The organism is Novosphingobium capsulatum NBRC 12533, assembly GCF_001598375.1.
Lineage (GTDB): Bacteria > Pseudomonadota > Alphaproteobacteria > Sphingomonadales > Sphingomonadaceae > Novosphingobium > Novosphingobium capsulatum.
The window spans coordinates 252,085-277,842 of the sequence record NZ_BCYV01000005.1 but is presented as its reverse complement, the minus strand read 5'-3'; the positions used below and the strand labels follow the sequence as shown (position 1 = coordinate 277,842).

General features: G+C 65.8%; 22 protein-coding genes. 7 read left to right on the top strand and 15 right to left on the bottom strand.

From position 1 onward, the window contains the following. Positions 1–47 precede the first annotated feature (47 nt). The 10 genes from SCA01S_RS02960 to SCA01S_RS02915 form a co-directional block, all read right to left on the bottom strand. Positions 48–335, bottom strand: coding sequence for a hypothetical protein (locus SCA01S_RS02960; RefSeq protein WP_062782687.1), 288 nt, complete (start codon positions 333–335; stop codon positions 48–50). Next, positions 332–652 carry a YbjQ family protein gene (locus SCA01S_RS02955; RefSeq protein WP_022675283.1) on the bottom strand — a complete coding sequence of 107 codons (321 nt, stop codon included), beginning with the start codon at positions 650–652 and terminating at the stop codon, positions 332–334. Before SCA01S_RS02955 ends, SCA01S_RS02960 begins: the two co-directional genes overlap by 4 nt. After that, positions 649–2,283 carry a long-chain fatty acid--CoA ligase gene (locus SCA01S_RS02950; protein ID WP_062782684.1) on the bottom strand — a complete coding sequence of 545 codons (1,635 nt, stop codon included), beginning with the start codon at positions 2,281–2,283 and terminating at the stop codon, positions 649–651. The genes SCA01S_RS02955 and SCA01S_RS02950 overlap by 4 nt, the downstream gene beginning before the upstream one ends. A 47-nt stretch (positions 2,284–2,330) precedes the next feature. Next, entirely contained in the window at positions 2,331–5,924 is a 3,594-nt protein-coding gene (gene dnaE / locus SCA01S_RS02945) for a DNA polymerase III subunit alpha (protein ID WP_062782681.1), read from the bottom strand. Positions 5,925–5,990: 66 nt separating this feature from the next. After that, a complete protein-coding gene (locus tag SCA01S_RS02940) occupies positions 5,991–7,886 on the bottom strand; it encodes a DUF885 domain-containing protein (RefSeq protein WP_245652418.1) in 1,896 nt (631 codons plus the stop codon). Between the two features lie 270 nt (positions 7,887–8,156). Further along, positions 8,157–8,660 (bottom strand): glutathione peroxidase, encoded by a 504-nt coding sequence (locus tag SCA01S_RS02935; protein ID WP_062782679.1) that lies wholly within the window; start codon positions 8,658–8,660, stop codon positions 8,157–8,159. Between the two features lie 94 nt (positions 8,661–8,754). Next, positions 8,755–9,021 carry a hypothetical protein gene (locus tag SCA01S_RS02930; RefSeq protein WP_022675278.1) on the bottom strand — a complete coding sequence of 89 codons (267 nt, stop codon included), beginning with the start codon at positions 9,019–9,021 and terminating at the stop codon, positions 8,755–8,757. A gap of 86 nt (positions 9,022–9,107) precedes the next feature. Beyond that, the gene (locus SCA01S_RS02925) at positions 9,108–9,782 is read right to left on the bottom strand and encodes an ABC transporter ATP-binding protein (protein ID WP_022675277.1); all 675 of its coding nucleotides are present in this window, start codon (positions 9,780–9,782) and stop codon (positions 9,108–9,110) included. A gap of 7 nt (positions 9,783–9,789) precedes the next feature. After that, entirely contained in the window at positions 9,790–11,031 is a 1,242-nt protein-coding gene (locus SCA01S_RS02920; protein WP_062782676.1) for a lipoprotein-releasing ABC transporter permease subunit, read from the bottom strand. Between the two features lie 137 nt (positions 11,032–11,168). Then, on the bottom strand, positions 11,169–12,971 hold the full coding sequence (locus tag SCA01S_RS02915; RefSeq protein ID WP_022675275.1) for a sensor domain-containing diguanylate cyclase: 1,803 nt from the start codon (positions 12,969–12,971) through the stop codon (positions 11,169–11,171). A gap of 278 nt (positions 12,972–13,249) precedes the next feature. On the opposite strand from SCA01S_RS02915, the gene purF reads away from it, so the two are divergent. From purF to SCA01S_RS02900, 3 genes are all read left to right on the top strand, one after another. After that, positions 13,250–14,728, top strand: coding sequence for an amidophosphoribosyltransferase (gene purF, locus SCA01S_RS02910; RefSeq protein ID WP_062782673.1), 1,479 nt, complete (start codon positions 13,250–13,252; stop codon positions 14,726–14,728). 2 nt (positions 14,729–14,730) lie between these two features. Beyond that, on the top strand, positions 14,731–15,462 hold the full coding sequence (locus SCA01S_RS02905) for an SDR family NAD(P)-dependent oxidoreductase (RefSeq protein WP_062782671.1): 732 nt from the start codon (positions 14,731–14,733) through the stop codon (positions 15,460–15,462). 147 nt (positions 15,463–15,609) lie between these two features. Beyond that, entirely contained in the window at positions 15,610–15,960 is a 351-nt protein-coding gene (locus SCA01S_RS02900; protein ID WP_062782668.1) for a PilZ domain-containing protein, read from the top strand. A 34-nt stretch (positions 15,961–15,994) separates the two neighbouring features. On the opposite strand, the gene SCA01S_RS02895 is transcribed toward SCA01S_RS02900, so the two are convergent. Continuing rightward, positions 15,995–17,362, bottom strand: coding sequence for a cryptochrome/photolyase family protein (locus tag SCA01S_RS02895; protein WP_062782665.1), 1,368 nt, complete (start codon positions 17,360–17,362; stop codon positions 15,995–15,997). A gap of 108 nt (positions 17,363–17,470) precedes the next feature. On the opposite strand from SCA01S_RS02895, the gene SCA01S_RS02890 reads away from it, so the two are divergent. Then, on the top strand, positions 17,471–18,436 hold the full coding sequence (locus SCA01S_RS02890; RefSeq protein WP_245652417.1) for an alpha/beta hydrolase: 966 nt from the start codon (positions 17,471–17,473) through the stop codon (positions 18,434–18,436). A gap of 17 nt (positions 18,437–18,453) precedes the next feature. Further along, positions 18,454–18,942: an RNA pyrophosphohydrolase gene (locus SCA01S_RS02885; protein WP_062782662.1), complete on the top strand. Its 489-nt coding sequence runs from the start codon at positions 18,454–18,456 to the stop codon at positions 18,940–18,942. Positions 18,943–19,077: 135 nt separating this feature from the next. On the opposite strand, the gene SCA01S_RS02880 is transcribed toward SCA01S_RS02885, so the two are convergent. The 4 genes from SCA01S_RS02880 to SCA01S_RS02865 all read right to left on the bottom strand — a co-directional run bounded on the left by SCA01S_RS02880 (position 19,078) and on the right by SCA01S_RS02865 (position 23,932). Further along, positions 19,078–19,584, bottom strand: coding sequence for a tetratricopeptide repeat protein (locus SCA01S_RS02880; protein ID WP_107716256.1), 507 nt, complete (start codon positions 19,582–19,584; stop codon positions 19,078–19,080). 65 nt (positions 19,585–19,649) lie between these two features. Further along, entirely contained in the window at positions 19,650–20,831 is a 1,182-nt protein-coding gene (locus SCA01S_RS02875) for an RsmB/NOP family class I SAM-dependent RNA methyltransferase (protein WP_062782656.1), read from the bottom strand. Beyond that, the gene (gene guaB / locus SCA01S_RS02870) at positions 20,828–22,285 is read right to left on the bottom strand and encodes an IMP dehydrogenase (RefSeq protein WP_028657618.1); all 1,458 of its coding nucleotides are present in this window, start codon (positions 22,283–22,285) and stop codon (positions 20,828–20,830) included. The genes SCA01S_RS02875 and guaB overlap by 4 nt, the downstream gene beginning before the upstream one ends. A gap of 66 nt (positions 22,286–22,351) precedes the next feature. Next, positions 22,352–23,932 carry a M28 family metallopeptidase gene (locus SCA01S_RS02865; RefSeq protein ID WP_245652416.1) on the bottom strand — a complete coding sequence of 527 codons (1,581 nt, stop codon included), beginning with the start codon at positions 23,930–23,932 and terminating at the stop codon, positions 22,352–22,354. A gap of 220 nt (positions 23,933–24,152) precedes the next feature. On the opposite strand from SCA01S_RS02865, the gene ypfJ reads away from it, so the two are divergent. Together ypfJ and SCA01S_RS02855 are read left to right on the top strand one after the other, a co-directional pair. After that, the gene (gene ypfJ / locus SCA01S_RS02860; RefSeq protein WP_062782651.1) at positions 24,153–25,061 is read left to right on the top strand and encodes a KPN_02809 family neutral zinc metallopeptidase; all 909 of its coding nucleotides are present in this window, start codon (positions 24,153–24,155) and stop codon (positions 25,059–25,061) included. Between the two features lie 68 nt (positions 25,062–25,129). Next, on the top strand, positions 25,130–25,735 hold the full coding sequence (locus SCA01S_RS02855; protein WP_062782648.1) for a hypothetical protein: 606 nt from the start codon (positions 25,130–25,132) through the stop codon (positions 25,733–25,735). The last annotated feature ends 23 nt before the right edge of the window (positions 25,736–25,758 follow it).

Below are 25,758 nucleotides of genomic sequence, written 5' to 3'. Positions count from 1 at the left end.
CCTCTTTATAGGAGGGGGTCGGGGGTGGTGGAAACCTGAGCGCCCAATTAATCCGCAACCGGCTCATACTTGCGCGCGCCAGTCAGCGGATCGTACCACACTTCCACCACCGCGCCGGTTTCCACGTCCACCTCGCACTCGCCGGTGCGTTGCCACTGCACCTGCCCTTCGGGCAGGCGCGCGCGGTAACGCCCTTCGAACAGCGTGCCGAGCGCAATCACCGCGCCAAGGCCGATCAGGCCCCAGCCATGGCCCGTCACCAGATGCAGGGCCACTCCGCCCAGGCCGACCAGCCCCGCTGTCACCAGCGCGGCGATGCGTGCCCCGCCGGTCACGGCCTGGCCAGCTTCACGGCCGTGCCATAGGCCACCACCTCGTTCATGGTCTGGCCGATGGAGCCAGAGTCAAAGCGCATCATCACCACGGCGTCGGCACCCATCAGCCGCGCATTCATCACCAGCCGATCGATCGCGTGGCGCCGCGTATCTTCGACCAGCGCCGAATATTCCTTGATCTCGCCGCCAATGATCGTGCGCAGGCCCGCCACGATGTTGCCAGCCAGGCCGCGGCTGCGCACCACCACGCCGAACACCTGCCCCAGGCTTTCCACCACTTCATGGCCGGCGATGTTTTCGGTGGTCGTGACGATCATGGTTCTCTCCCGTTGATTGCCGCCGATGATGGCGCTTGATCCCATGAAAAGCCATGGAATTGTGCGCGCAGATCCTTCTTGGAAATCTTGCCGGTGCCGGTGTGCGGCAGGCTTTCGACAAAGACCACGGCATCGGGCAGCCACCATTTGGCAACCCGGCTGGACAGATAGTCGCGCAGGTCATCCGCCGTGGCGGTCATTCCAGGGCGCAGCACCACCACCAGCAGCGGGCGTTCGTCCCAGCGCGGATGGGGAATGCCGATCGCGGCGGCTTCGGCCACGGCCGGATGGCCAACGGTGATGTTTTCCAGATCGACCGAACTGATCCATTCCCCGCCCGACTTGATCACGTCCTTGGTCCGGTCGGTGATCTGCAACGTGCCCTCGGGGTGGAGGATCGCCACGTCGCCGGTGTCGAACCAGCCGTCGCCATCCACGGCATCGGCCTCGGCCTTGAAATAACGCTGGATCACCCACGGCCCGCGCACCTGCAGCGCGCCTGCCGTCTTGCCATCGCGGGGCAGCACGCGCGTGGCATTTCCCAGATCGACGCAGCGCATCTCCACGCCAAACGGCGGGCGCCCCTGCATCGCCTTGAGCGAGACCTGCGCCTGGAAATCGAGCGTGTCCCAGTTCCACGGCTCACCGCCAGACGTGCCAATGGGCGAGGTTTCGGTCATGCCCCAGGCATGGCTGACGCGCAGCCCCGCCGCCATGAACCGCTCCACCAGCGCGCGTGGCAGGGCCGATCCGCCACACAGCACATCGCGCAGAGCCGGGGGAAAGGCGCCATCGGCCGTTGCGTCGACATATTGCGTCAGCCCCAGCCAGACCGTGGGCACACCCGCCACGGCGGTTACCGCGTGGCGATGCAGCAGATCGCACAGCACCGCCGGCTCGGCCACGGCAGAAAACACCAGCTTGGCGCCCACGCTGGCTGATGCCCACGGCGCGCCCCAGCAGGCGGCATGGAACATCGGCACGACCGGCAGCATCACGCTGCGGCTTTCCAGGCCAAAGACCTGGTTTTGCAACATCGAGAGCGCGTGCAGCACGGTAGAGCGGTGGGAATAGAGCACGCCCTTGGGATTGCCCGTGGTGCCGCTGGTGTAGCTCAGCATGCAGGCCTCGCGCTCATCACCCTCAACCCACGCGGCGCGATCGTCGCCGATCCAGTCGGCAAAGGCTGGCGCAGGGCCGTCGCTGTCAAAGCAGACGTAATGCTCCACACTGGGCCAGCGCGGTTTCATCCGCTCGACCAGCGGGGCGAACACCGCGTCGAACAGCATGACCCGGTCTTCGGCGTGGTTGACGATGAATTCGAGTTGATCGTCGAACAGGCGCGGGTTCACCGTGTGCAGCACCGCCCCGGCGCCGGGAATGCCATACCAAGCAGCCAGGTGGTGGGCGTGGTTCATGGCTAGCGTCGCCACGCGATCACTGGGCTGAACACCGACGCGGCGCAGCGTCGCTGCCAGCCGCGCCGCATCGTCGCGCACCTCTCTCCAGGTGGTTTCGGTTTCGCGGCCATCCGCCCAGCGGCTGACGATCGCCCGCGCGCCATGCTCTCGCGCGGCGTGATCGACCAAGCGGCCCACGCGCAGCGGCCAGTCCTGCATTCCGCCCAGCATCGCTCTGCCCTTTCGTTACTGCCGGGTCTTGTCGCCCGGCTGACGTGTTATTTCACCAGCCGCAGGTCGGCCTTGGCCGTCAGCGCCATGTTGGCCAGCCCTTCGATCGGCATCAGCCGTTCGATCAAATCGCTGTCGAGCTTGAAATTGCGCCCCAGCCGCACGCGCGGCTCGGCCCCGCTTGCGGTGCGCAGCCGGGCGATCACCTCGCCCTTGCCATCGGGCTCGCGCGGCAAGAGCAGCGCCAGTTCGCGCAGGGCATCCTCGCGTGTCACGTCCAGCGTCAGGTGCATGCGCGCCGCGCTGGTCACGCTCGACAGCGGGCGGGCGCCGCGCACGGTCACGCGTGGCGGCTCGTCAGGGTTGGGCCGATCGAGTTCGACATTGAGCAGCACGCAGGTGCCTTCGCGCGCCCAGGCGACGAAATCGTCGACCAGGGTTTCTTCAAAGCACGAGGCCGAAAACAGCCCGCTGCTGTCGGAAAAGTCGGCCATGACAAAGTCCTTGCCGCGCTTGGTCTTGCGCTTCTGGACGTTTTCCACCAGCGCCGCCATGACCGCCGCCGATCGCGCGGCGCCACCACCATCACCAGAACCCGCCATCAGGCTGCCATAGGTGCGCGCGCCATTGGCGCTCGCCACGGCGCGGTATTCCTCCACCGGGTGCGCGGCGAAATAGAAGCCGAAGTTCTCGCGCTCGGCCGCCATCTGATCGGCGCGGCTCCATGGCTTGGTTTCCGCCAGCCGCGTGGCCGGCTGATCATGCCCGTCGCCGCCGAACAGGCCGCCCTGGCCAGAGGTGCGGCTGCGCACCGCTTCATCGGCCACGGCCATCAGTAGTTCGGCGTTGGCAATGATCTTGGCCCGATTAGGCTCCAACCCATCGAGCGCGCCGGCCGCCGCCAAGGCTTCAAGCTGGCGCCGGTTCATCGAGCCAGCGGGAATGCGCTTGAACAGATCGTCGAGCGAGGCGAACGGGCCACTCGCCTCCCGCTCCGCGACGATCGCGTCCATCGCCTTTTCCCCCACGTTGCGCAGGCCAGCCAGGGCATAGCGCACGGCGTGGCCATCGGCGGTCCGCTCCACGGTGAATTCGGCTTCGGAATGGTTGATGTCAGGCCCCGCCAGCGCCACGCCGTTGCGGCGCATGTCGTCGACAAAGATGTTGAGCTTTTCCGACTGGTGCATGTCGAAGCACATCGACGCGGCATAGAATTCGTGCGGGTAATGCGCCTTGAACCAAGCGGTGTGATAGGCCAGCAAGGCATAGGCGGCAGCATGGCTCTTGTTGAAGCCATAGCCGGCGAACTTGTCGATCAAGTCGAACAGTTCGTTGGCCTTGCCTGCCTCGATCTGCGACACCTCCTTGCACCCGGCCACGAAGCGCAGGCGCTGCTGGTCCATTTCCGCCTGGATCTTCTTGCCCATGGCGCGGCGCAGCAAGTCAGCGTCGCCCAGCGAATAGCCCGCCAGGATCTGCGCGGCCTGCATCACCTGTTCCTGGTAAACGAAGATGCCATAGGTTTCGGCCAGAATCCCCGACAGCTTTTCATGCGGATATTCAATCGCTTCCAGGCCATTCTTGCGGCGGCCGAACAAGGGAATGTTGTCCATCGGGCCAGGGCGATAGAGCGAGACGAGCGCGATGATGTCACCGAAATTGGTGGGCTTCACCGCCGCCAGGGTGCGCCGCATGCCTTCCGATTCCAGCTGGAACACGCCGACCGTGTCACCCACCTGGAGCAGGCGATAGACCGCCGCATCATCGAGCGGCAGCAGCGACAGATCGATGGTGATGCTGCGCTTGGCCAGCAGGTCCACCGCCTTGCGCAGCACCGACAGGGTCTTGAGGCCGAGGAAGTCGAACTTGACCAGCCCTGCGTCCTCGACATGCTTCATGTCGAACTGGGTCACCGGCATGTCTGACCGAGGATCGCGATAGAGCGGCACCAGTTTCGCCAGCGGCCGGTCCCCGATCACCACGCCCGCCGCGTGGGTAGAGCTGTTGCGCGGCAGGCCTTCCAGCTGGCGCGCCAGGTCGATCAGGCGCTTGACCTCGGGATCGCGATCGTACTCGCGCTTCAGTTCCATCACGCCATTGAGTGCACGCTCCAGCGTCCAGGGATCGGTGGGATGGTTGGGCACCATCTTGCACAGCCGGTCGGTCTGGCCATAGCTCATCTGCAGGATGCGCCCGGTATCGCGCAGCACGGCGCGGGCTTTCAGCTTACCGAACGTAATGATCTGCGCCACGTGATCGGCGCCATACTTGGCTTGGACATAGCGGATCACTTCGCCACGCCGGGTTTCGCAGAAGTCGATATCGAAGTCGGGCATGGAAACGCGTTCCGGGTTGAGGAAGCGTTCGAACAGCAGGCCCAGCTTGATCGGATCGAGATCGGTAATGGTCAGCGCCCAGGCGACCAGCGAACCGGCACCCGAACCACGCCCCGGCCCCACCGGAATGTCATGATCCTTGGCCCACTTGATGAAGTCGGCCACGATCAGGAAGTAGCCGCCAAAGCCCATGCGGTTGATGATCGAAACCTCGAACTCCAACCGCTTGCGGTATTCCAGCACCTCGTCCCACACGCCCGCAGCCACGAGTTCGGGATAGTCTGCGCCGTCCGGTTCTGCCTCCGGCTCAAGGCACAGGACTTGCGACAGTTCGGCGTGGCAGTGTTCCGGGTAATAGGGCTTGAGCCGCTCGACCAGGCCAGTGCGGCTGTCGCGCGCGCAGGCCAGCGCTTCCCCTTCCTTGTCGCCCGCCAGGCTAGGCAGGATCGGCTTGCGCTTGGGCGGGATGCAGGCGGTGCGCTGCGCCACCACCAGGGTATTGGCCAATGCCTCGGGCAGGTCGGCAAACAGCTCCTGCATCGCCTCGATCGGCTTGATCCACCATTGCGCCGAGGAGCGCGGCCGGTCCGGGCTGTCGACATGGGTGGAACTGGCGATGCACAGCATGGCATCGTGCGCATCATAGAACTGCGCGTCGGCAAAGCAGGCCGGGTTCGTCGCCACCAGCGGCAGATCGCGGGCATAGGCCAGCGCGATCAGCGCCTCTTCGGCGGCCTGCTCGTTGGCCTCGTTGCGGCGTGCCACTTCGATATAGAGCCGATCGGGAAACAGCGCCTGCAACCGCGTGCAATAGGCTTCGGCCGCAGACTGCTGTTCGCCGGCCAGCAGGCGCACCAGCGCCCCCTCACCCGCTGCTGTCAGGCAGATCAGGCTGTCGGTATAGCCTTCCAGATCGGACAGCAGCACGTGCGGTGCATGCTCCAGCGGGCGATCGAGGTGGGCTCGGCTGACCAGATGGCAGATATTGTCATAGCCGCGCGAATCCTGGGCGTAGAGCGCCAGCCAATCGATCGTCGGCGCCTGCGGGCCAAAGCCGGGGCTAGATGCCCCCTCGCGTTCGGGCCGAGCAACGGCCAGCATGGTGCCGATGATCGGCTGGACGCCGCCGTCCTTGCACGCCTTGGCAAAGGCAGCACTGCCATAAAGGCCATTGCGGTCGGTAATGGCGATGGCCGGGAAGCCGCGCTTTTCTGCGGTCTTGGCAATCGCCTTGGGGTCGATCGCCCCGTCCAGCATGGTGTACGACGAAAAGACGCGCAGCGGAACGAAGGGTGCGAAGGCCATGGCATCAAGATAGCATGGCCTTCGCCCGATTTTGAGGGGCAGCGTGCCCTCATCAACAGATAACGATCACCCCTTGGCCCGCTGGCCGTCAATCCAGGCGTCAACCCGTCCTTCCAGCACCGACAGCGGCACCGAACCGGCGCTCACCACCAGATCGTTGAAGCCGCGCAGATCGAACTTGGCGCCCAAAGCGGCCTGCGCCTTTTCCCGCAGCCCGACGATTCGCAGCATGCCGACCTTGTAGCCAGTCGCCTGCCCCGGCACGGTGATATAGCGCCGCACTTCCGAACCGGCCTGCTGCGCCGGCAGATGCGCGGTATCGATCAGGTATTGCACGGCCTGATCTTCCGACCAGCCCTTCGCATGGATGCCGGTATCCACCACTAGGCGCGCGGCGCGGAAAAGTTCGGCATCCAGCCGCTCCAGATCGGCGGCGGCATCGGGGAACGCCCCCATTTCGCTGCACAGCCGCTCGGCATAGAGCGCCCAGCCCTCGCTGAACGCGACATAGGTATAGGCCTTGCGGAACTGCGGCGTACCAGTCTGCCGCACCTGGATATCGCCCTGCATCAGGTGGCCGGGGATGCCCTCGTGGCACATCAGCGTATAGAGCGTGGCGTCGGGGTCTTTCTCGCCCAGCATGTGCAGCCATACGCGTCCTGGGCGCTTGCCATCGGCGCTGGCAGAGGCAGCGTGGGCGGCGCCACCGGCTACTTCGCTGAATGCCGGCTCGCGCACCACCTCGGCGCCATAGGCCGGCAGCATGGTGAACACCTTGGGCAGCAGGGCGCGGTTGGCATTGACGATGGCGTTGGACTTGGCCAGGCGCGCCGCGCGCAATTCGTCGGTCCACGGGCGCGGCGGGTCCTTGGCCACGATATCGGCCCGCAGCGCAGCAGCATCGGCAAACCCGGCCTTGCGCGCCAGGGCGTCTTCGGCGGCATTGATGCGCGTCACTTCGGCAAGGCCGGTCTGGTGAATTTGTTCGGGCGTCAGGTCGGTCGTGGTGTTGAGGCGCAGCGCCGCAGCATACCAGTCTGCCCCGCCCGGCAGCGTGCCGACGCCGACCACGCCCGAACGCGCCTTGTCCAGATTGCCCTGCGCCCAGGCGATTACCCGCTGATAGGCTGGCTGCAAGGCGCGCACCGCATCGACAGCCTGCTCGGTCAGCTGGGCTGCCTGCACCGGCGAAATCGCCTTGGCCGCCAGCAGTTTGGCGATCTTGGTTTCGGCATCGTTGAGCAAGGGCGAGGCCGGGCCGTTGTCGAACGGCGCGCCGGTGATCAGACCCTTGCTGCCGGAAATCACGCGCTCCAGCTGAAACCGCGGCGGCAAGATGCCCATCGCCGCCGATTGGGTGGATTGGCCGATCGCGGTGTCGAGCACCGCCGGGATCGCGCGCAACCGCGTGATATAGGCCGCCATGTCTGAAGCGTCCTGCACCTGATGCGTGTTGATCAGGAAATTGGGCAGTTCGGCGTGGACGGAATAGAGGTAGGAATAAAACGGCGGCTGATAACGGCGAAAACGGTATTGCAGTTCGGCCCGATCGAGTTCCAGCGCCCAGATATCGTAGTTGATGCGTCCTTCGGGAGAGAGCGCATCACGGGAAAACGCCGCTTTCATCCGGGAAACGCTGCCCCGCCGCCATTCCAGGCGACGCAGCATGCCGGCGTCGCTGTTGTCGTCCAGCCGGTCCATGCCTTCCTTGCGGCCCAGGCGCGTGGCAAGCTGCGGCCGCAGCGCCAATTCAGCGGTAAATTCCTGGTCGAGAAATGCCGCCAGGCGCGCGTCCTGCGCGGCGGCTGCGCTGGCTGGCGCGGTGGCGGCCGGCGCGGCGGCTGCGCTGGCTGGCGCGGTGGCGGCCGGCGCGGTGGACGTATCACGCGCCAGCGCAGCGCCGCCTGCCAGGCATGACACCATGGCTGTGGCAGCCAGCATGGCGTGAATTGGCTTGATCATGATTGCCCCCTGCGTCGATTGTGCGGTTGGCGGTTTTTGTACAAAACCTCCAACTGTTTACAACCGAAACAAGCTGGGCTGCGGAAGGAGCCTGGAACGCCGCAAGGGGTATGCGCAATTCACGGACGGGTGATCACAGCATGCGGCCTAGGGCCGAAGAGCAGCGGGACCCCGGATCAAGTCCGGGGTGACGTTAATTCTATACCACACGTATGTCTCGTCACCCCGGACTTGATCCGGGGCCCCGCTCCTTAATTCGTTCGCACGCCATCAAAGCAAAGCGACAATGTCAGCCTCGATCGCCTCGGGCTTGTCGGTGGGGGCGTAGCGGCGCACGACATGGCCGTTGCGATCGATCAGGAACTTGGTGAAGTTCCATTTGATCGCCTTCGTTCCCAAAACGCCGGGCGCCTGCGCCTTGAGCCAATCGAACAAGGGTTCGGCCTTATCGCCGTTGACGTCAACCTTGGCCATCAGGGGAAAGCTCAAGCCGAAATTCACCTGGCAAAAGCTGGCGATCTCGTCAGCCGAGCCGGGCTCTTGCGCGCCGAACTGGTTGCAGGGAAACGCCAGGATTTCGAACCCGGCATCGCGGTGACGGCGCCATAGCATTTCCAGGCCTTCGTATTGCGGGGTGAAACCGCATTTCGATGCGGTGTTCACCACCAGCACGACTTTGCCGAGCCGGTCGGCCAGGCTGACCCGCTCACCATTGGGCAAGCGCGCGTCGAAATCGGCAATGGTCTTCCGCTCGCTTATGGCAGAATCATGCATGACAGTGCTCCGCAGGCATCGCTCCGGGTCGGTCCCGTCTCCATGCCGTGTTGCCACGGCTTGGCCCCCGAAATCAATGCCTTGGTTCACCGCATTAAAGTGGGAAGTCAGCCCGCTTGAACAGTTCCAGCGCTTCGGCCGGGCCATAGCTGCGATCGCCGGACTTTTCGATGACGAGGTCGTTGCGATCGGCTTCGGGCATGCGTCCCATCATGCGGACCATTTCGGCAAAGCTGCCCGAATGCAGCACGGCAAAGCCATGCAGCACGCTGCCCGCGGCATCGCGCGTCACGATCGTGGCGTGATCGTTCCAGAAATCTTGGGCACCTGCGCGGCCTTCGGCACGAATTGTGGTATTCATCTGATAAAACCCTCCTTGGGTTCCCCGGCAACGCACAAAGCGTTCTCCGGTTTCCATAGCAAAGCAATACCTATCTGAACCTGGGCTTACACCAAGACGCCCTCGTTCAGGCGCATGACCCGGTCCATGCGCACGGCAAGCCGTTCGTTGTGCGTGGCGACCAGCGCAGCGCTGCCCTCGCCGCGCACCAGCTTGAGAAATTCGTCGAGCACGCGGTCGGCGGTCGCCTCGTCCAGATTGCCAGTCGGCTCATCGGCCAGAACCAGCGCCGGCCGATTGGCCAGCGCGCGGGCCACGGCAACGCGCTGCTGCTCGCCGCCCGAAAGCTGGCTGGGGCGATGATCGAGGCGGTGGCCCAGGCCCAGCGCAGTGAGCAGTTCGGTCGCCCGCTCGCGCGCTTCCCGCTCTGCCTTGCCCGAAACGAGCTGGGGCAGGATGACGTTTTCGGTGGCGTTGAAATCGGGAAGGAGGTGGTGAAACTGATAGACAAAGCCCAGGTGATCACGGCGCAACACGGTGCGGGCATCGCCGTTGAGCTTGGCCGCATCGGTTCCGGCAATCTCGATCATGCCTTCAAAGCCGCCTTCGAGCAGGCCAACCGCCTGAAGCATGGTGGACTTACCCGAGCCCGATGGCCCAAGCAGCGCGACGATTTCGCCGGGGCGGATATCGAGGTTCACGCCGCGCAGCACGTCGATGCGCACGCCGCCCTGCTCGAAACTGCGGCGCAGGTTGCGCAGGCGGACGACGGGTTGGTTCATGGCCGTCTCACTCATAACGGAGCACCTGCACCGGATCGGTGCTGGCCGCCTTCAAGGCGGGATAGAGGGTGGCGAGGAAGCTCAGGACCAGCGCCATCAGCGCGATCACGATGATTTCCACCGGGTCGCTGCGGCTGGGCAGCTCGGTCAGGAATCGGATCGAAGGGTCCCACAGGTTCTGGCCGGTGAGCAGTTCCACCAGATGCACGATCGGCTGGCGGAAATAGAGAAACACGAAGCCGAGCACGAGGCCCACGATCGTCCCCAGCGCGCCGATGACAAAGCCGATGGCCATGAAGATCTTGAGAAGGCTGCGCCGCGATGCCCCCATCGTGCGCAGGATCGCGATGTCGCGCGTCTTGGCGCGAACCAGCATGATCAGCGACGAAAGGATGTTGAACACCGCGACCAGCACGATGATCGACAACACCACGAACATCGCCACGCGTTCCACGGCCAGGGCCTCGAACAGGCTGGCGTTGATCGTCTTCCAGTCGGTGATCTGCGCGCGGCCTTCCAACTGCTTCTTGAGCGGGCCAAGCGTGGTCATCACCGTATCGGGGTCGGTGGTCGTCACTTCGATCATGCCGATGGAATCGCCGGTGAGCAGAAGGGTCTGCGCATCGGGGATGGGCATGACGACAAAGGCATTGTCGTAATCGTAGACGCCGATCTCGAAGATCGCGGCGACCTTGTAGCCCACCTGGCGGGGCACCGTGCCAAACGGCGTAGACCGGCCGGCGGGATTGATGATCGTGATCGTGTCACCCACCTGCGCGCCCAGGCTTTCGGCCAGGCGCGACCCGATTGCCACATTGTCGCTGCCGGGCTGCAAGGCGGCCAGGTTGCCGGCCTTGAGCTTGTCCGACAGGCGGTTGATATCCTTCGACGTATTGCCGCGCACCAGGATGGCTTCCACCCGGCCGTTGAAGCTGGCCAAGAGCGGCTGCTCGATCAGCGGCGACGCGCGGGTGACACCGGGCGTCTTTTCCAGCTTTGCCAGGATATCCTGCCAATCTTCAAGCCGCCCGCCATAGGCCTGGATCACGGCGTGGCCGTTGAGGCCCACGATCTTGTCGAGCAGTTCGGCGCGAAAGCCGTTCATCACGCTCATCACGATCACCAGCGCAGCCACGCCCAGCATCACGGCGGCCAGGCTGATGCCGGCCACCATGGCAATAAACGCTTCTCCGCGTCCGGGTAGCATGTAACGCTTGGCGATGGTCCATTCGAAAGGCGAGAGGATCAAAGGCGGCACACTTTCGCGCTGGAACTGGACGGATTTGTCGGCCGCGGCTTTAGGACGGCGGGCGCGACAGGGCAAGACGCCCCTGCCCAATCATGGAGTGCCGCAATGGTTCCCGCGTCTGGTGCTGCCAAGCCCTTTCAGGCGGCCACGCGCAGCCGGGCGCGGCCTTCGGCCTTGGCGCGATAGAGCGCGCTGTCTGCCGCCGCCAGCGCGGCATCTGGATGGCTACCCAGCGCGGCGATGCCTGCGCTGATGGTAATCTTGACCGGGCCTTGCGGCGTATCCACCGCCAGCGCGTTCACCGCCTTGGCCAGGCGCTGGCACACCTTTTCGGCGTGAACCAGTTCGGTATCGGGCAGCAGGACAGCAAATTCCTCCCCGCCGATGCGGGCCACGAAATCGGTCGAGCGCACGGCCGCCACGGCCGCCTCGGCAAAAGCGCGCAGCACGCGATCGCCCACGGCATGCCCATAGCGATCGTTGACCTGCTTGAAATAGTCAATGTCCACCACCGCCAGCGCCGAAGGCACGCCCAGCGCGCCGACGCGCTCGGCGGTTTCGAAGAAGGCACGGCGGTTGGGAATACCGGTCAACGGATCGGTCAGCGCGGCGCGCGAGAGGTCTTCCTCGATGCGCTTGCGCTGGGCGATGTCGCGCGTCACGCAGACCAGCCCATCGATCTCGCCTTTTTCGTTGGTGACAGCGCGGAAATGGGTCTCGAACCAGCGCGCCGGGCCACCCAGCGGCAGGCCCAGGAACTCCACCGCCACCGGTTCACCCGGGCTGGCCAAGGCAGCATTCCAGGCAGCGGCCACGGCGGCACGGTGCTCTTCCGTCACGATCTGGCGGAAATCCACGCCGTGGAGTTGTTCGGGCACATGGCCGGTCAATTGCGTGATCGCGGGAGAAGCATAGCGGATCGTACCGCGCTGGCTCATGTGGATGATCACGTCGCTCACATGGTCTGACAGCAGGCGATAGCGCGCTTCGCTGTTCGCCAGATCGAGCATGCGGCGGCGGCGGCGTTCCTGCTCGGCCACCACCGGCAGCACGGCCAGCACGGTAATGCCCAGATAGACCTGGAAGAACTGCAACCGCCCGGCCAGGACATGCAGATCGGTGGGCGCCAGTTGCATGTCGGCAATCGGGCCGTGGCCCAGCACGGTCATCAACCCGCCCACCGTTGCCAGAATGATCGGCAGGGTCAGGGCGACAATGGCATTGGCCCAAACCGCGCCAAACAGCACGAGCAACAGCGGAAACAGCAGCAGGGGCCGGGCGATCTGCGAAAACACCGCGATCGTCAGCACGATCATCACGCCGATCAGCAGCAGCGCGCGCAGGCCATTGCCCTTGGGCACCAGCGGCTGGCGCGTTTGCCAGGCGAGGCACAACAGGCTGCCCGCCGGCAGGAAAATCAACAGGCCCAGCGAATGGCCCACCAGCCAATCCACGAAACTGGCGCGCATCGGCTGGCCCAGTGTCAGCCATACGATCACCGCCGCCAGCATGGCGCCGATCACCGGGACGAACAAGCCGATCCCCAGGCTGTAGCCGGCCATCCATTCGGCAGTGTCTTGCGGCCAGTGGTCTTTCATGAGGCGGCGCAGGATCGCCGCGGCGACCACGCCCTCGAACAGGTTGATCACCATCATCGCGGGCGCGGCCAGCCAGCCAAGCCCGAACAAACCGGTGACGAGCCAACTGGCGACGCCGGTTGCGGCAATCGTTGCTGGCCATACCCGCGTCGGCAATGCATTGAGTCGCGAGGCGAGAACCGCGTTCGAAACCCACACCATCGCCACGCCGCCGCTCAGCCGGCTGTACTCGATGGCGAGGAAAGCACTGATGAAAAAGGCGAGTGCCGTAACGAGCGCGGCACGCAGCGATGCTGCCGGGGTTATGGCCAGACGGGGCCGAGGAAGAACGGCGGTTTGCATGGCCCTTATACCTGCCACCAAATGGTTAATTCCAACCTAAGGGGCAGCGCTGAGCGCGCAATACGATGGTAAAGTTTTGGAAACCAGCTGCACCGTGATCGCCGCTCTTGAACAACTGTATGGCGCTAATTGATAATTTCTCCTGAATCGGGCCACGCCAAATGGCTGGGCTGCGCGCACCCTTGCCTTTGGCGGCAAACGTCGCCACATGGGCGCCATTGCTCGGCCGGGGCATTTCGCACCGGTGCGAGTCTTTGGCGCGAGCGCTTGCGAGACAGATGATCACCACCAACCCCTTCGAGGACCGCGACGGCGACAAGCTGCGCGAGGAATGCGGCATTTTCGGCGTGCTTGGCGCGCGCGATGCGGCAGCGATGACGGCACTGGGGCTCCATGCCCTGCAGCATCGCGGCCAGGAAGCGGTGGGCATCACCAGCTTCGACGGGCAGGAGTTCTTCTCCCGCCGCGGCATCGGCCATGTCGCGCAGAACTTTTCCAGCGGCCAGGCAATCGCCGAACTGCCGGGCATGATGGCCGCCGGCCACGTCCGCTATTCCACCACGGGTGGTTCGGGCCTGCGCAATGTGCAGCCGCTGTTTGCCGATCTTGCTGCCGGTGGCTTTGCCATCGCGCACAACGGCAACATTTCCAACGCGATGTTCCTCAAGCGCGATCTGGTGCAAAAGGGCGCGATATTCCAGTCGACCTCGGATACCGAGGTGATCATCCACCTCGTGGCCACCAGCCGCTATCCCACGCTGCTCGATCGCTTCGTCGATGTGCTGCGCCTGGTCGAGGGCGCCTATTCGCTGATCTGCATGACGCCCGAAGGCATGATCGCCTGTCGCGATCCGCTCGGCATCCGTCCGCTGGTGATGGGCAAGCTGGGTGATGCCGTGGTGTTCGCCAGCGAAAGCGTCGCACTCGACGTGGTGGGCGCCGACATGGTGCGCGAAGTGGAGCCGGGCGAACTGGTCCAGGTGGCCCTCGACGGCTCGATCCAGACGCATCGCCCGTTCGGCGACACGCCGCAGCGCCCGTGCATCTTCGAGCATGTCTATTTCAGTCGCCCGGATTCGATCCTGGGTGGCCGCTCGGTCTATGAAGTGCGCAAGGCCATCGGCACGCAGCTGGCGCTGGAAAACCCGGCCGATGCCGATCTCGTGATCCCAGTGCCCGACAGCGGCGTTCCCGCTGCGCTTGGCTATGCCCAGCAATCGGGCATTCCGTTCGAGCTTGGCATCATCCGCTCGCACTATGTCGGCCGCACCTTCATCCAGCCCTCTGACGGCGCCCGCAATGCCGACGTCAAGCGCAAGCACAACGCCAACCGCGCCCTGGTGGCCGGCAAGCGCATCGTGCTGATCGACGATTCGATCGTGCGTGGCACCACCAGCCTCAAGATCGTGCAGATGATGCGCGAAGCCGGCGCGCGCGAAGTGCACTTCCGCGTCGCCAGCCCGCCGACCGAACATTCGTGCTTCTATGGCGTCGACACGCCGGAACGCTCGAAGCTGCTCGCCGCGCGGATGGACATTGCCGCCATGGCCGAATTCATCCAGGCCGATAGCCTGGCTTTCGTCTCGATCGACGGTCTCTATCGCGCCGTGGGCGAGGTTCAGCGCAACAGCACCTGCCCGCAGTATTGCGACGCCTGCTTCACCGGTGACTATCCCACGCGCCTTACCGATATGGGTGATCGCGCGCCGGGCTGTTCGCCGGTCAAGCTCAAGGCCAAGCCCGCCAAGGTGGCCTGATCGTGTCGGCCGCCAACGCGCAAACGCCGCTCGCCGGACGTGTCGCCCTCGTGACCGGCGCCAGCCGGGGCATCGGTGCCGCCACGGCCCGGGCGCTGGCAGCCGCTGGTGCCCATGTGGTGCTGGTGGCCCGCACGGCGGCCGAACTGGAAAAGGTGGAAGACGAAATCTTCCAGGCCGGTGGCAATGCCACGATCGCGCCGGTCGACCTGGCCGAACCCGATGGCGTGGCGCGCCTGGCGTCGGCGATTTCCGAACGCTGGGTGGCGCTCGACATCCTGGTGATCAACGCCGCCGTGCTGCCGGCCCTCACCCCGGTGTGGCAGATCGAGCCGCGCGATTTCAGCCGCGCGATCACGCTCAACGTGCTGGCGACGCACTCGCTGATCAGCGCGTTCCATCCCCTGCTCAAGGGCAGCCAGGATGCGCGCGTCATCGGCCTGACCAGCAGCGTCGGCGCCTCGCCGCGCGCCTATTGGGGCGCCTATGGCGCGACCAAGGCGGCGTTCGACAATCTCCTGGCCAGCTATGCCCAGGAAGTGGCCGCGATCTCGGGCATTCGCGTGGCCATCGTCGATCCGGGTGCCACGCGCACCAAGATGCGCGCCAAGGCCTATCCCGGCGAAAATCCGGCCAGCGTCAAGCCGCCCGAAACGGTGGCTGCGCGCATCGTCGCCCTGGCCAGCGCCGATTTCACCAGCCCGCACCGCGAGCGGGTGGACGAACCCGCCTGAGCTTTCCGCGCGGTTACATGTCACAATCGCATGAAATCTTAGGGTGTCATTGCGCCTGTTAACCTGCTGGTAACGCACTTTCCTCATGCTTCCACAACGGCCGCGTGCTGCGCGGCCTGGAACCACGGCTTCAGCAGGTCAGGGCCAATGCCGACAATCAATTGGCAGCAGGATTACGAAGCAGCCGCCAGCGACGATCGCTGCGCCCCGCGCTCGCGCATGGTCATTCCGGCCAAGTTGCGCCGCAACGGGGCCCGCGCCGCGCAAACCCTGGTGCTTGATCTCTCACTGGCCGGCTTTTCGGCGCTCGCTTCGGTGCGGCTGGCCCAGGGCAGCAAGGTTTACCTCACGCTGCCCGGCCTGGAACTGCGCGAGGCCGAGGTCGTGTGGTGGCATGCCGGCCTGGTCGGCTGTGCCTTTGCCAACCTTTTGACCCAGCGCGAGCATGACGCGCTGCTGCTGCGCTATGGCGGAGAGGCCGACGGCGACGGGCGCTGAGCCGCCCGCCCCTGCCGCTACCGATAATCTCGTCTCAAGCCTGCGCCTTCATCGCGCCATGCGCGGCGAGAGCCCGCGCCCGCGCCTGACCATGATCGATGATCTTGGCCGGATAGCCGCGCGGTGGGCGCTGTGGATCATGAATGTCGGCATCGTCGAGATGGCGCAACTCGGGCACCCATTCGCGAATATAGGTCGCCGCATCGAACTTGGCCGATTGCGATAGCGGCGCCATGATCCGCACGAACATGTTGGCATCCAGGCCGCTACCCGCCACCCACTGCCAATTGGTGGCATTCGCGCCGTAATCGGCATCGACCAGCGTATCCCAGAACCACTGCTCCCCCGCGCGCCAGTCGATCAGCAAATGCTTGATCAGGAAACTGGCGGCAATCATCCGCACGCGGTTGTGCATCCAGCCGGTGTGCCACAGTTGCCGCATGCCGGCATCGACGATGGGATAGCCGGTGCGCCCCTGCTGCCAGGCGGCAAGTTCTTCAGGTGCGTCACGCCACGGCAAGGCATCGAATGCCGCGCGGCCATTGCGCGTGGCGTAATCGGGGCATTGCAGGATCAGGTTCTGGGCATAGTCGCGCCAACCCAGTTCGCTCAGGAACACGTCCACGCTACCGCCGGCATCGGCCACGGCGTGCCACACCGTGGCGGGAGACACTTCCCCGAAATGGAGATGGGGCGACAGCATCGAGGTGCCCGAACAAGACGGCAGGTTGCGCTGCTCGTCATAGCGACGCGCACGGCCGACGAATTTCTCCAGACGCTGCGCTGCCCCCGCCTCGCCCGGCGTCCAGGTTTCGCGCATGCCTCCCGCCCAATCCGGGCGCTGGGGCAAAAGCCGCCAATCGTCCAGGTCGTCGCTCGCTGGCCAGAACGCTGGGGCGGGTAGCCTTGCGGGCGCAGGCTGGGGCGGCGGCGGCGGCAACTGCTGCAGGCTGGCCCGCCAGAACGGCGTATAGATCTTGTATGGCTGCCCCGCACCGGTGGTGACCGTGCCGGGTGGCAGCAGGAAATTGCCGTGATGCAGGCGCAAATCCAGCGCCTTCCCCACCGCGCGCTCGGCCAGGCGCCACCACGGCTCGTAATGGTGCAGTGCATGAACCACGCGCGCGCCGGTCTCGCGGCGAATGGCGGCCAGCGCGGCATCGCACTTGCCGCGGCGCAAGATCAGGCGCGATCCCATGGCCTGCAACTGCGCATCGAGCCGTTCCAGGCTGTGATGCAGCCACCAGCGCGATGCGGCGCCCATGCGACGGTGCTTGGGGGTTTCGTCGTCCAGCACATAGACCGGAATGACCGGGTTGCCGCTGGCGGCTGCGGCAGCGAAGGCGGCCTGGTCCTGCAGGCGCAAATCCCGGCGCAGCCAGACAATTGTTGGGCTCGTCATGCCTTGCTATGTGCAGGGTAATGGCCCACTTGGCCATGGTTGGCCGCCTGCCCCTTGGTGCAGGTCTGCGCGCTGGGCGCCTATGGTGCCGCAACTGGAGAATGGGCCTTGGCCGAACCGCTCTTTGTCCGTCCTGATGTGCAGGCGTTCCTCGATTACCTGCGCCAGGCTGCTGCCGCCGGTGCCCCCGCGATGCACCAGATGCCGGTGGACCAGGCCCGCGCCGCCTATGTTGCCATGCAGCAACTGGCCGACCTGCCGCCGCGCAATCTGCCCGTGATCCGCGACCTACAGTGCCCGGGGCCAGCCGGCCAAATTGCCTTGCGCCTGTATGACAGCCGCGAAGCCCGCGCCCCGGGGCCAGTGCTGGTGTTCTATCACGGCGGCGGTTTCGTGCTTGGCGGGTTGGACAGCCATCACAACGTCTGCACCGAGATCGCCGCGCAGATGGACTTGCCGCTGGTCTCGGTCGATTACCGGCTCGCCCCCGAACATCCGTTTCCTGCCGCCACCGACGATGCCGAGGCGGCCACGCGCTGGATCGCGCAATCCCCAGCCGAACTGGGCCTGGATGTCACCGGCCTGGTGCCGATCGGCGATTCGGCCGGCGGCAATCTCGCGATCGTGGTTACCCAGGCGCTGGCTGCCGATCCCGCCGCCGTCCCGGTCATCGCCCAGGTGCCGATCTACCCACTGACCGATGCGGTGGATGGCCACGCCTCTTTCCGCGAATTTGCCGAAGGCTTTCTGCTCGATGCGCAGGTGATGCGCTGGTTTGCCGATGCCTATGCCGCGCCGGCCGACAGCATACGCACCTTTCCGCTCAACGGCGGGCATGACCGCATGCCCCCTACGGTGCTAGTGACCGCAGGCCTCGATCCGATTCGCGATAGCGGGCGGGTCTATGGCGCGGCCCTGGCACGCGCCGGATCGCCCCTCGTGTTCACCGAACGCGCGGGAACGATCCACGGCTTTATCCAGGTGCGCAAGGCCATCCCCAGCGCGCAGGCTGATCTGGAAGCAATTCTGGCGGCGCTGCGCGGTGTGCTCGATGCCGGGCGCCCTATTGTTTGAACGAGGACCACCTATCCATGAGTGCGGACCCCTTTGCCGCTCTTCCCTATCGCCCCTGCGTGGGGCTGATGATCGTCAATCCCCAAGGCCGCGTCTTTGTCGGCAAGCGTATCGACAACAAGGAAGGTGACGCCTGGCAGATGCCACAGGGCGGCATCGACGACGGCGAGGAACTGGTCCCCGCCGCGATGCGCGAACTGCACGAGGAAACCGGCCTGACGAGCGAGCATGTCACCGTGCTGGCGCAGAGCCGCGAAGAACATTTCTATGATCTTCCGCCCGAATTGCTGGGCAAGCTGTGGGGCGGCCAATATCGCGGCCAGCGCCAGGCATGGCTGCTGCTGCGCTTCAACGGCCAAGACAGCGACGTGGTGCTCGACGCCCACGATCCTGCCGAATTCTGCGAATGGAAGTGGGTCGATCCCGAGCAGTTGCCCGATCTGATCGTGCCGTTCAAGCGGCGCGTCTATCGCCAGGTCGTGGAAGAATTCCGCGCGCTGATCTGAATTTTTTCAGCGCCATGTTTCCACCACCCCCAAACCCCCTCCTCTAAAGAGGATGGGGCTTAAGCCTCTGCTCCCCCTCCTCTTCAGAGGAGGGGGTCGGGGGGTGGTGCGAAGCCTAACACGTCCCCCGCAAAATCAATTCGCCTGAACCGGGTCCTTCGTCGCAACCGGCTCAGCTGCCGCCACCTGCGGCTTGGGGCCAGCGGCAAGCGCCTTGCTCACCACGGCCGTTTCCGGGCAGGCCTTGCCGCACAGGCCTTCCAGCCGGGTGAGCGTGGCCTTGGCCTTGTCGATGGCGCCCTTTTCGGCAAGCGCCGCACCCTCGCCCGCAATCGCGGCGAGATTGTTGGGCTCGCGGTCCAGCACGTCGCGGTAATAGTGGATCGCCTTGCCCTGAAGCCCGGCCTGGCGCGAGGCATCGCCCAGCGCGACCAGGATGCTGGCATTGGCCGGATCGATGGTCAGCGCCGATTCCAGGCTGTCGGTCGCGGCGTCGATGTCGCCCTTGGCCATGAGCGTGCGCCCTTCCTGAAACAGCACCTGCGCGCGCGGATCGAGAGGTTCGCTGGTGTGGGCCGAGCCCATGCTGCCGGTCACGGCCACAAGCAGGGACAGCGCAAGGGCCGCTGGCGTGTAACGCATCAAGAACTCCTTCAGCCGGGACTGCTCACCGCGGCGATAGACCACCCTCATGGCCGATGGGTCTATCACAGACGAACCAGCCGAGCGAAGAAAAACCCGTCCGTATCGTCATGATACGGAGACAAACGCCAGCCGCCACGATGCGCCCGCCCGGCCGGCATGGCCAGTTGTTCACACGTGAAATCGGGATGGCTGGCCAGGAACGCGTCCAGCCCATCGGCGCCCTCGGCATCGATCAGCGAGCAGGTGATGAACACCAGGCGCCCACCGGGCCGCACCAGCCCGGCCGCCACGTCCAGAACCTGGGCCTGCATCTGCTGATAGCGAGCGATCGCGGCCGGGCTCAGCCGCCAGCGCGCCTCAGGATTGCGGCGCCAGGTGCCGGTGCCCGAACAGGGCGCATCGACCAGGACCGCATCGGCCTGGCCGCGCCAATCGGCCAGCATCTCGGTCTCTTTGCCGGGATTCAGCAGCCGCGTTTCCACCAGCGCGCCAGCGCGTTCTGCCCGTGGTGCCAGGCGTGACAGGCGCGGGCGATCGATATCGCAGGCCAGCAATCGCCCGGTGTTTGCCATGGCAGCGGCCAGCGCCAGGGTCTTGCCCCCGGCGCCAGCGCACAGGTCCACCACGTTTTCGCCGGGCCGCGCGGCCAGCGCCTCACAGGCGATCTGGCTGCCAGCGTCCTGCACTTCGAACAGGCCCTGGGCAAATTCCGGCCATGTTTCGGCCGGCGTACCCATTGGCAGGCGCAAGCCATGCGGCGCCACCACCGGCTCAGCCGCGACCGGCAGCCGCGCCGCCAGGCTATCGCGATCGATCTTCAGCGTATTGGTGCGCAGATCCAGCGGCGCGCGGCCCATCAACGCGGCCTGTTCCGCCTCACCCAGCCCTGACGCGGCCATGGCCTTGGCCAGCCAGCCCGGCATGGCGCCGGCCAGCGCCACGGGCTCGTCGGCGCGGATCGGCGCCGGGCCATAGGGCGAACCGTCAAAGCGTGCGGCCAGATCGGGATCATCCTGCGCCAGGCGCAGCACGGCGGCCCGCCCGCTTACCGGCACTTCGCCACAGGCGCGGATCGCGGCCCAGACCAGCTCGCGAATGGCACGGCGATCCTTTGATCCGACAAACCGCCGCTGGCGAAACCATTCCGCCGCCAGCCGATCGGCCGAAGCCCCCTGCCCGCGCGCGGCCGCGATCACGCCATCCAGAATGTCAATCGCGGCCTGGACCCGCGCGGCGGGCGTCACCGCGTGGGGTAGTTCGGCGCCTCACGCGTGATCGTCACGTCGTGGACGTGGCTTTCCTTGAGGCCCGCATTGGTGATGCGCACGAACTTGGCGTTCTTGCGCAGGTGCTCGATCGTGCCGCTGCCGGTATAGCCCATGGCCGCCTTGATGCCGCCAACTAGCTGGTGCACCACGTCCTTGGCCGGGCCCTTGTACGGCACCTGGCCTTCGATGCCTTCGGGCACCAGCTTCATCGAATCCTTGATGTCCTGCTGGAAATAGCGATCGGCCGAACCGCGCGCCATCGCACCAACCGAACCCATGCCGCGATAGGCCTTGTAGGCGCGGCCCTGGTAGATGAAGGTTTCGCCCGGCGCTTCCTCGGTGCCGGCCAGCATCGAACCGATCATGATCGAGCTGGCACCGGCGGCAAGCGCCTTGGCCGCATCGCCCGAGGTGCGCAGGCCGCCATCGCCGATCACCGGCACGCCAGACTTTTCCGCCTCGGCCGCGCATTCCATGATCGCGGTCAGCTGCGGCACGCCCACGCCGGCAACGATGCGGGTGGTGCAGATCGAGCCCGGCCCGATGCCCACCTTGATGCCATCGGCCCCGGCATCGATCAGCGCGCGGGTCGCCTCTGCGGTGGCAACGTTGCCGGCAATCACCTGCACGTCGTTCGACAGCTTCTTCACCGCTTCCACGGCACGGGCCACGTCGCGGTTGTGGCCATGGGCGGTATCGATGATCACCACGTCGCATTCCGCTTCCACCAGCGCGGCGGTGCGGGCCATGCCCTTTTCACCCACGGTCGTGGCAGCGGCCACGCGCAGGCGGCCGGCGCTGTCCTTGGTGGCGTTGGGATAGGTCACCGACTTTTCGATATCCTTCACCGTGATCAGGCCGATGCAGCGATAGGCATCGTCCACCACCAGCAGCTTTTCGATGCGGCGGGCGTGCAGCAGGCGGCGGGCTTCGTCGCCGCTGGTGCCCAGCTTCACCGTCGCCAGGTTTTCATGCGTCATCAGCTCGCGCACCGGCTGCGCCAGATTGGCGGCAAAGCGCACGTCGCGGTTGGTGAGGATGCCCACCAGCCGGCCGCCGGCTTCCACCACCGGAATGCCGCTGATGCGGTTGGCGCTCATCAGCGCCTGGGCGTCGCCCAGCGTGGCATCAGGCGAAATGGTGATCGGGTTGACCACCATGCCGCTTTCATAGCGCTTCACTGCGCGCACGGCGGCGGCCTGTTCCTCGATCGTCAGGTTGCGGTGCAACACGCCGATCCCGCCAAGCTGGGCCATCACGATGGCCATGTCGGCCTCGGTCACGGTGTCCATGGCCGAAGACAGCACGGGGATGTTGAGAGCGATCGCCTTGGTCAGGCGGGTGCGGGTATCGGCCTGCGAAGGCAGAATGTCTGACTCGGCCGGACGCAACAGAACGTCGTCAAAGGTAAGGCCGAGGGGGATATCCATGTGCGCTGCCACTTCCTGTCCGGGTAGAATCGTGGCGGCCCATGTAATCAAGCCGGGAACAATTGGCTAGGGGGTTCGGGCGCTATTTGTCGGCCCCGGCGCGGGCGCCGTCGCCGGGGGTGTCACGCCCCCTGTGGCATAGCGGCGGGCATCGGCAAATTCGCGCACCAGCTCGGTATTGATCTGCACGTCATCGGCCATGCCGGCATAGTTCACATGGTCCGGCGTATCGGCCGGGGTGTGATAGGCGCCGGTCATGAACCGGTCCAATGGGGCCTCGTCGGCATAGCTGGTGCTGACCATGATCGCGGGCACATCATGCTGCATCAGCACCCAGCTATCCTGCCGGCGCACATAGGCATTGGCCGCCCGGCCATCGACCAGCTTGCGCCGCATCCGCCCCAGCACCCGCGCCACGGTATCATCCAGCGGGGTCATGCCCCGTCCCACGATCGCCACCTGCCCGCCCGCCGGCACCAGGCCGGTGCTGTCGACGTTGAACGCCGCCACGATCCGCCCCAGCGGCAGCGGCGGATTTTCGGCAAAGGCCAGGGCGCCAAGCAGGCCCATTTCCTCGCCGGTGGTGGCCAGAACATAGATATCGCGATCGGGCATGCGCTGCGGCATGCCTGCCAAGATCTGCCGCGCCACTTCGGTAATCACCGCCACACCGCTGGCATTGTCCACCGCGCCCGGACAGATCGCCCCGGCCGCCGTGCAGACCCCGAAATGGTCCCAATGCGCCACCAGCAGCACGGCGCCGGCAGCGGGATCGCGCCCGGGAATGCGGCCGATCAGGTTGTGCGTGCGCACGCGGGTTTCGGTGCTGGTCGCTTCCAGACTGGCCGTAGTGCCGATCAGGCGCGGCGTGAAATCGGGCTTTTCTGCCTCGGCCTGGGCAGCGGCCAGCGCCTGGCCAGGCGCGGCCGTGGTTCCGCCCAGCAGGCGATCGGCCATGTCGGGGGTGACAAACGCCTCGATCTCGTTGTCGAGCCGCTCGCCGGCCAGCATCGTGCCAGCCTTGCGCCGCCGCGTTGCCACATCATCAAGGGTGCGCGTGCCATCCAGCACCGTGATCACCGCCATGGCCCCGCCGTCCAGCAGGCGGCCCACGGCCTCGCGCCCGGCCTCCACGTCGCCGTGGCGCTCGTCATGGTCACCACGCTTGCCGCCAGCGGCGGCCTTGCTTTCCAGCAAGAGCGCAACACGGCCGGCCAGTTCGGTGCGCGATGGCACCACCCCATGCCCGACAAACAGCACCGGCGCGCTTTCTACCAGATTGCGCACGCCCGAGGTCACCACGAAGACATCATGCTCGTCAGCCGCCAGGCGCCGTCGGCCGCGCATGAAGGCCGCGCGCGACAGCACCGGCTCGCGCGCGACCAGTTCGACCGGCGCAAACCACGGGCTGCCCGGCAGGTTGGTGCCCGATTCCAGGCCCATTTCGAACCACTGCCGCACCAGATAGCGCAAGGTCTGGGTTTCACCCTCGGTGCCGGGGCGGCGGCCGGCAAAGGCCGGGCTGGCCAGCGTCTCGACATGGCCACGCAGCCGCTGCTCGAGGGGCAGCGCCAAGGGGGCGGTTGCGGCACGCGTAGCGCCCGCCGGCAGCAGGGCTGCCAGCGAGACCAGGGCCAGTGCCCTCAACAGCCTTGCGCCACGACTCATCTATGTCCCCAAACGCTTCAGCGCAGGCTCATTGCTGACAAAACCCGCCAAGACGCGCAAGTTCCCAAACTGTAAAGCACGGTGAATCGAGCCTGGGCGCGAAATTCCTGGCGCATGACGCGGAACATTGTCGCGCGCCACGGCTTGCCATTTACGCTATAGGCCGTGGCACGTACGGCACACAGACAACAGGCAAGCGATGCGGCTCGACGATTACGACAACAACATCGACGTGGAAGACCAGCGCGGCCGGGGCGGCGGCTTTTCTTTGGGCGGCGGCGGTGGCGGCGGTTTCCCGCTTGGCCTGATCCTTAGCCTGGTCGGCTCACGCTTTGGCATCCTCGGGGTCTTGGTCGTAGTCGGCGCGTCGCTGCTGTTTGGCGGATTGCCTCGCCAGTTGGCCGGTCCCGTGGGCGAAACGCCATCGCAGGAGGTGGGCCAGCCCGGCGGGGAAACCCTGGCCCAGGCGTGTGACGTCAACGCGTTCAGCCATGAAAGCTGCAATGCGCTGTCCTCGCTCAACAAGACCTGGAAGCCTTTGCTGGCCAGCGAGAACATCGCGTTTCGCGCACCCAAGCTGGTGTTCTATTCCAGCCAGGGTTCGTCCGGCTGCGGCGCGGCGCAAAGCGCGATGGGGCCGTTCTATTGCCCCAGTGACCAGGGCATCTACATCGACACCGATTTCTATACCGAGCTGGACAAGAAGCTCGGCGCAGGGGGTGATTTCGCGCGGGTCTATGTCATGGCCCATGAATATGGCCACCATATCCAGAAGCTGGTCGGCACGTCAGACAAGGTAACACAGGCGCAGCGCGCCAATCCCGATGCGGCCAACGCCCTGTCGGTGCGCCTCGAACTCCAGGCCGATTGCTACGCGGGGGTGTGGGCCGCGCAGAACCGCGCACGGATCGAACCCGGCGATGTCGAGGAAGGCATGCGCGCCGCGCACCAGATCGGCGATGACACGCTGATGAAAGCCGCCGGCCGCACCCCGGTCGAGGCGGCGTTTACCCACGGCAGCTCTGAACAGCGCATGGCCTGGCTGCGCAAGGGCCTCGACAGCGGCAACCCTGCGCAGTGCAACACCTTTGCGCCGGGCGCGGTGTGATCGGCAGATCGTGTGGAACCTAGGCCGGTTTGCAGCGTAATGCGGGAAACCGGGGAGTTTTACCGATTATGTTCGCACACCGAAATGCCGCCCGCGCCGCCCTGCTCGGCGCGATGCTCCCGCTCGCGCTTGGCAGCCTCGCCGCCCACGCGCAGACTGCCGTGGCTCCCAAGGATGCCAAGGTCGGCGATGTCGTCGCCACGCCGCTCGAAACGGTGAACCTCAAGAAGGAAGATATTCCGCCGATCCTGCAGCGCGCCCAGGAAACGCCCTATACGCTGGCTGGCTTGCGCAGCTGCCCGGCGATCTCGTCCGAAATCCGCCGGCTCGATGCCGTGCTCGGCGATGACATCGATATTGCCGATTACACCAAGGGCGGCCTCAAGGTGGGCAACACCGCCAAGTCGATCGTCGGCTCGCTTATCCCGTTCGGCGGCATCATCCGCGAAATCTCTGGCGCGAACGAAGCACAGCGCCGTTGGCAGGTGGCCCTGTTCGCCGGCACGGCCCGCCGTTCGTTCCTCAAAGGCGTTGGCCAGTCGCGCGGCTGTCCCTATCCGGCGCGTGGCGCCACTGCGCGTGATGCCAGCGCCGTCGCGGCCAACCGCGCGCGTGAGGCCGCCGCTGCCGATGCGGCCAAGGAACAGGCCAAGCAGGAAAAGCGCAACCGCTGATCCTTCACCCTATCCCCGGCGCC

Coding starts and splice junctions, on each gene's coding strand:
- SCA01S_RS02855 (WP_062782648.1), top strand. CDS start 25,130: ATGTTCGCACACCGAAATGCCGCCCGCGCCGCCCTGCTCGGCGCGATG.
- SCA01S_RS02925 (WP_022675277.1), bottom strand. CDS start 9,782: ATGAACCAACCCGTCGTCCGCCTGCGCAACCTGCGCCGCAGTTTCGAG.
- SCA01S_RS02950 (WP_062782684.1), bottom strand. CDS start 2,283: ATGCTGGGCGGAATGCAGGACTGGCCGCTGCGCGTGGGCCGCTTGGTC.
- ypfJ (WP_062782651.1), top strand. CDS start 24,153: ATGCGGCTCGACGATTACGACAACAACATCGACGTGGAAGACCAGCGC.
- guaB (WP_028657618.1), bottom strand. CDS start 22,285: ATGGATATCCCCCTCGGCCTTACCTTTGACGACGTTCTGTTGCGTCCG.
- dnaE (WP_062782681.1), bottom strand. CDS start 5,924: ATGGCCTTCGCACCCTTCGTTCCGCTGCGCGTCTTTTCGTCGTACACC.
- SCA01S_RS02885 (WP_062782662.1), top strand. CDS start 18,454: ATGAGTGCGGACCCCTTTGCCGCTCTTCCCTATCGCCCCTGCGTGGGG.
- SCA01S_RS02880 (WP_107716256.1), bottom strand. CDS start 19,584: ATGCGTTACACGCCAGCGGCCCTTGCGCTGTCCCTGCTTGTGGCCGTG.
- purF (WP_062782673.1), top strand. CDS start 13,250: ATGATCACCACCAACCCCTTCGAGGACCGCGACGGCGACAAGCTGCGC.
- SCA01S_RS02955 (WP_022675283.1), bottom strand. CDS start 652: ATGATCGTCACGACCACCGAAAACATCGCCGGCCATGAAGTGGTGGAA.
- SCA01S_RS02935 (WP_062782679.1), bottom strand. CDS start 8,660: ATGCATGATTCTGCCATAAGCGAGCGGAAGACCATTGCCGATTTCGAC.
- SCA01S_RS02940 (WP_245652418.1), bottom strand. CDS start 7,886: ATGATCAAGCCAATTCACGCCATGCTGGCTGCCACAGCCATGGTGTCA.
- SCA01S_RS02900 (WP_062782668.1), top strand. CDS start 15,610: ATGCCGACAATCAATTGGCAGCAGGATTACGAAGCAGCCGCCAGCGAC.
- SCA01S_RS02915 (WP_022675275.1), bottom strand. CDS start 12,971: ATGCAAACCGCCGTTCTTCCTCGGCCCCGTCTGGCCATAACCCCGGCA.
- SCA01S_RS02930 (WP_022675278.1), bottom strand. CDS start 9,021: ATGAATACCACAATTCGTGCCGAAGGCCGCGCAGGTGCCCAAGATTTC.
- SCA01S_RS02895 (WP_062782665.1), bottom strand. CDS start 17,362: ATGACGAGCCCAACAATTGTCTGGCTGCGCCGGGATTTGCGCCTGCAG.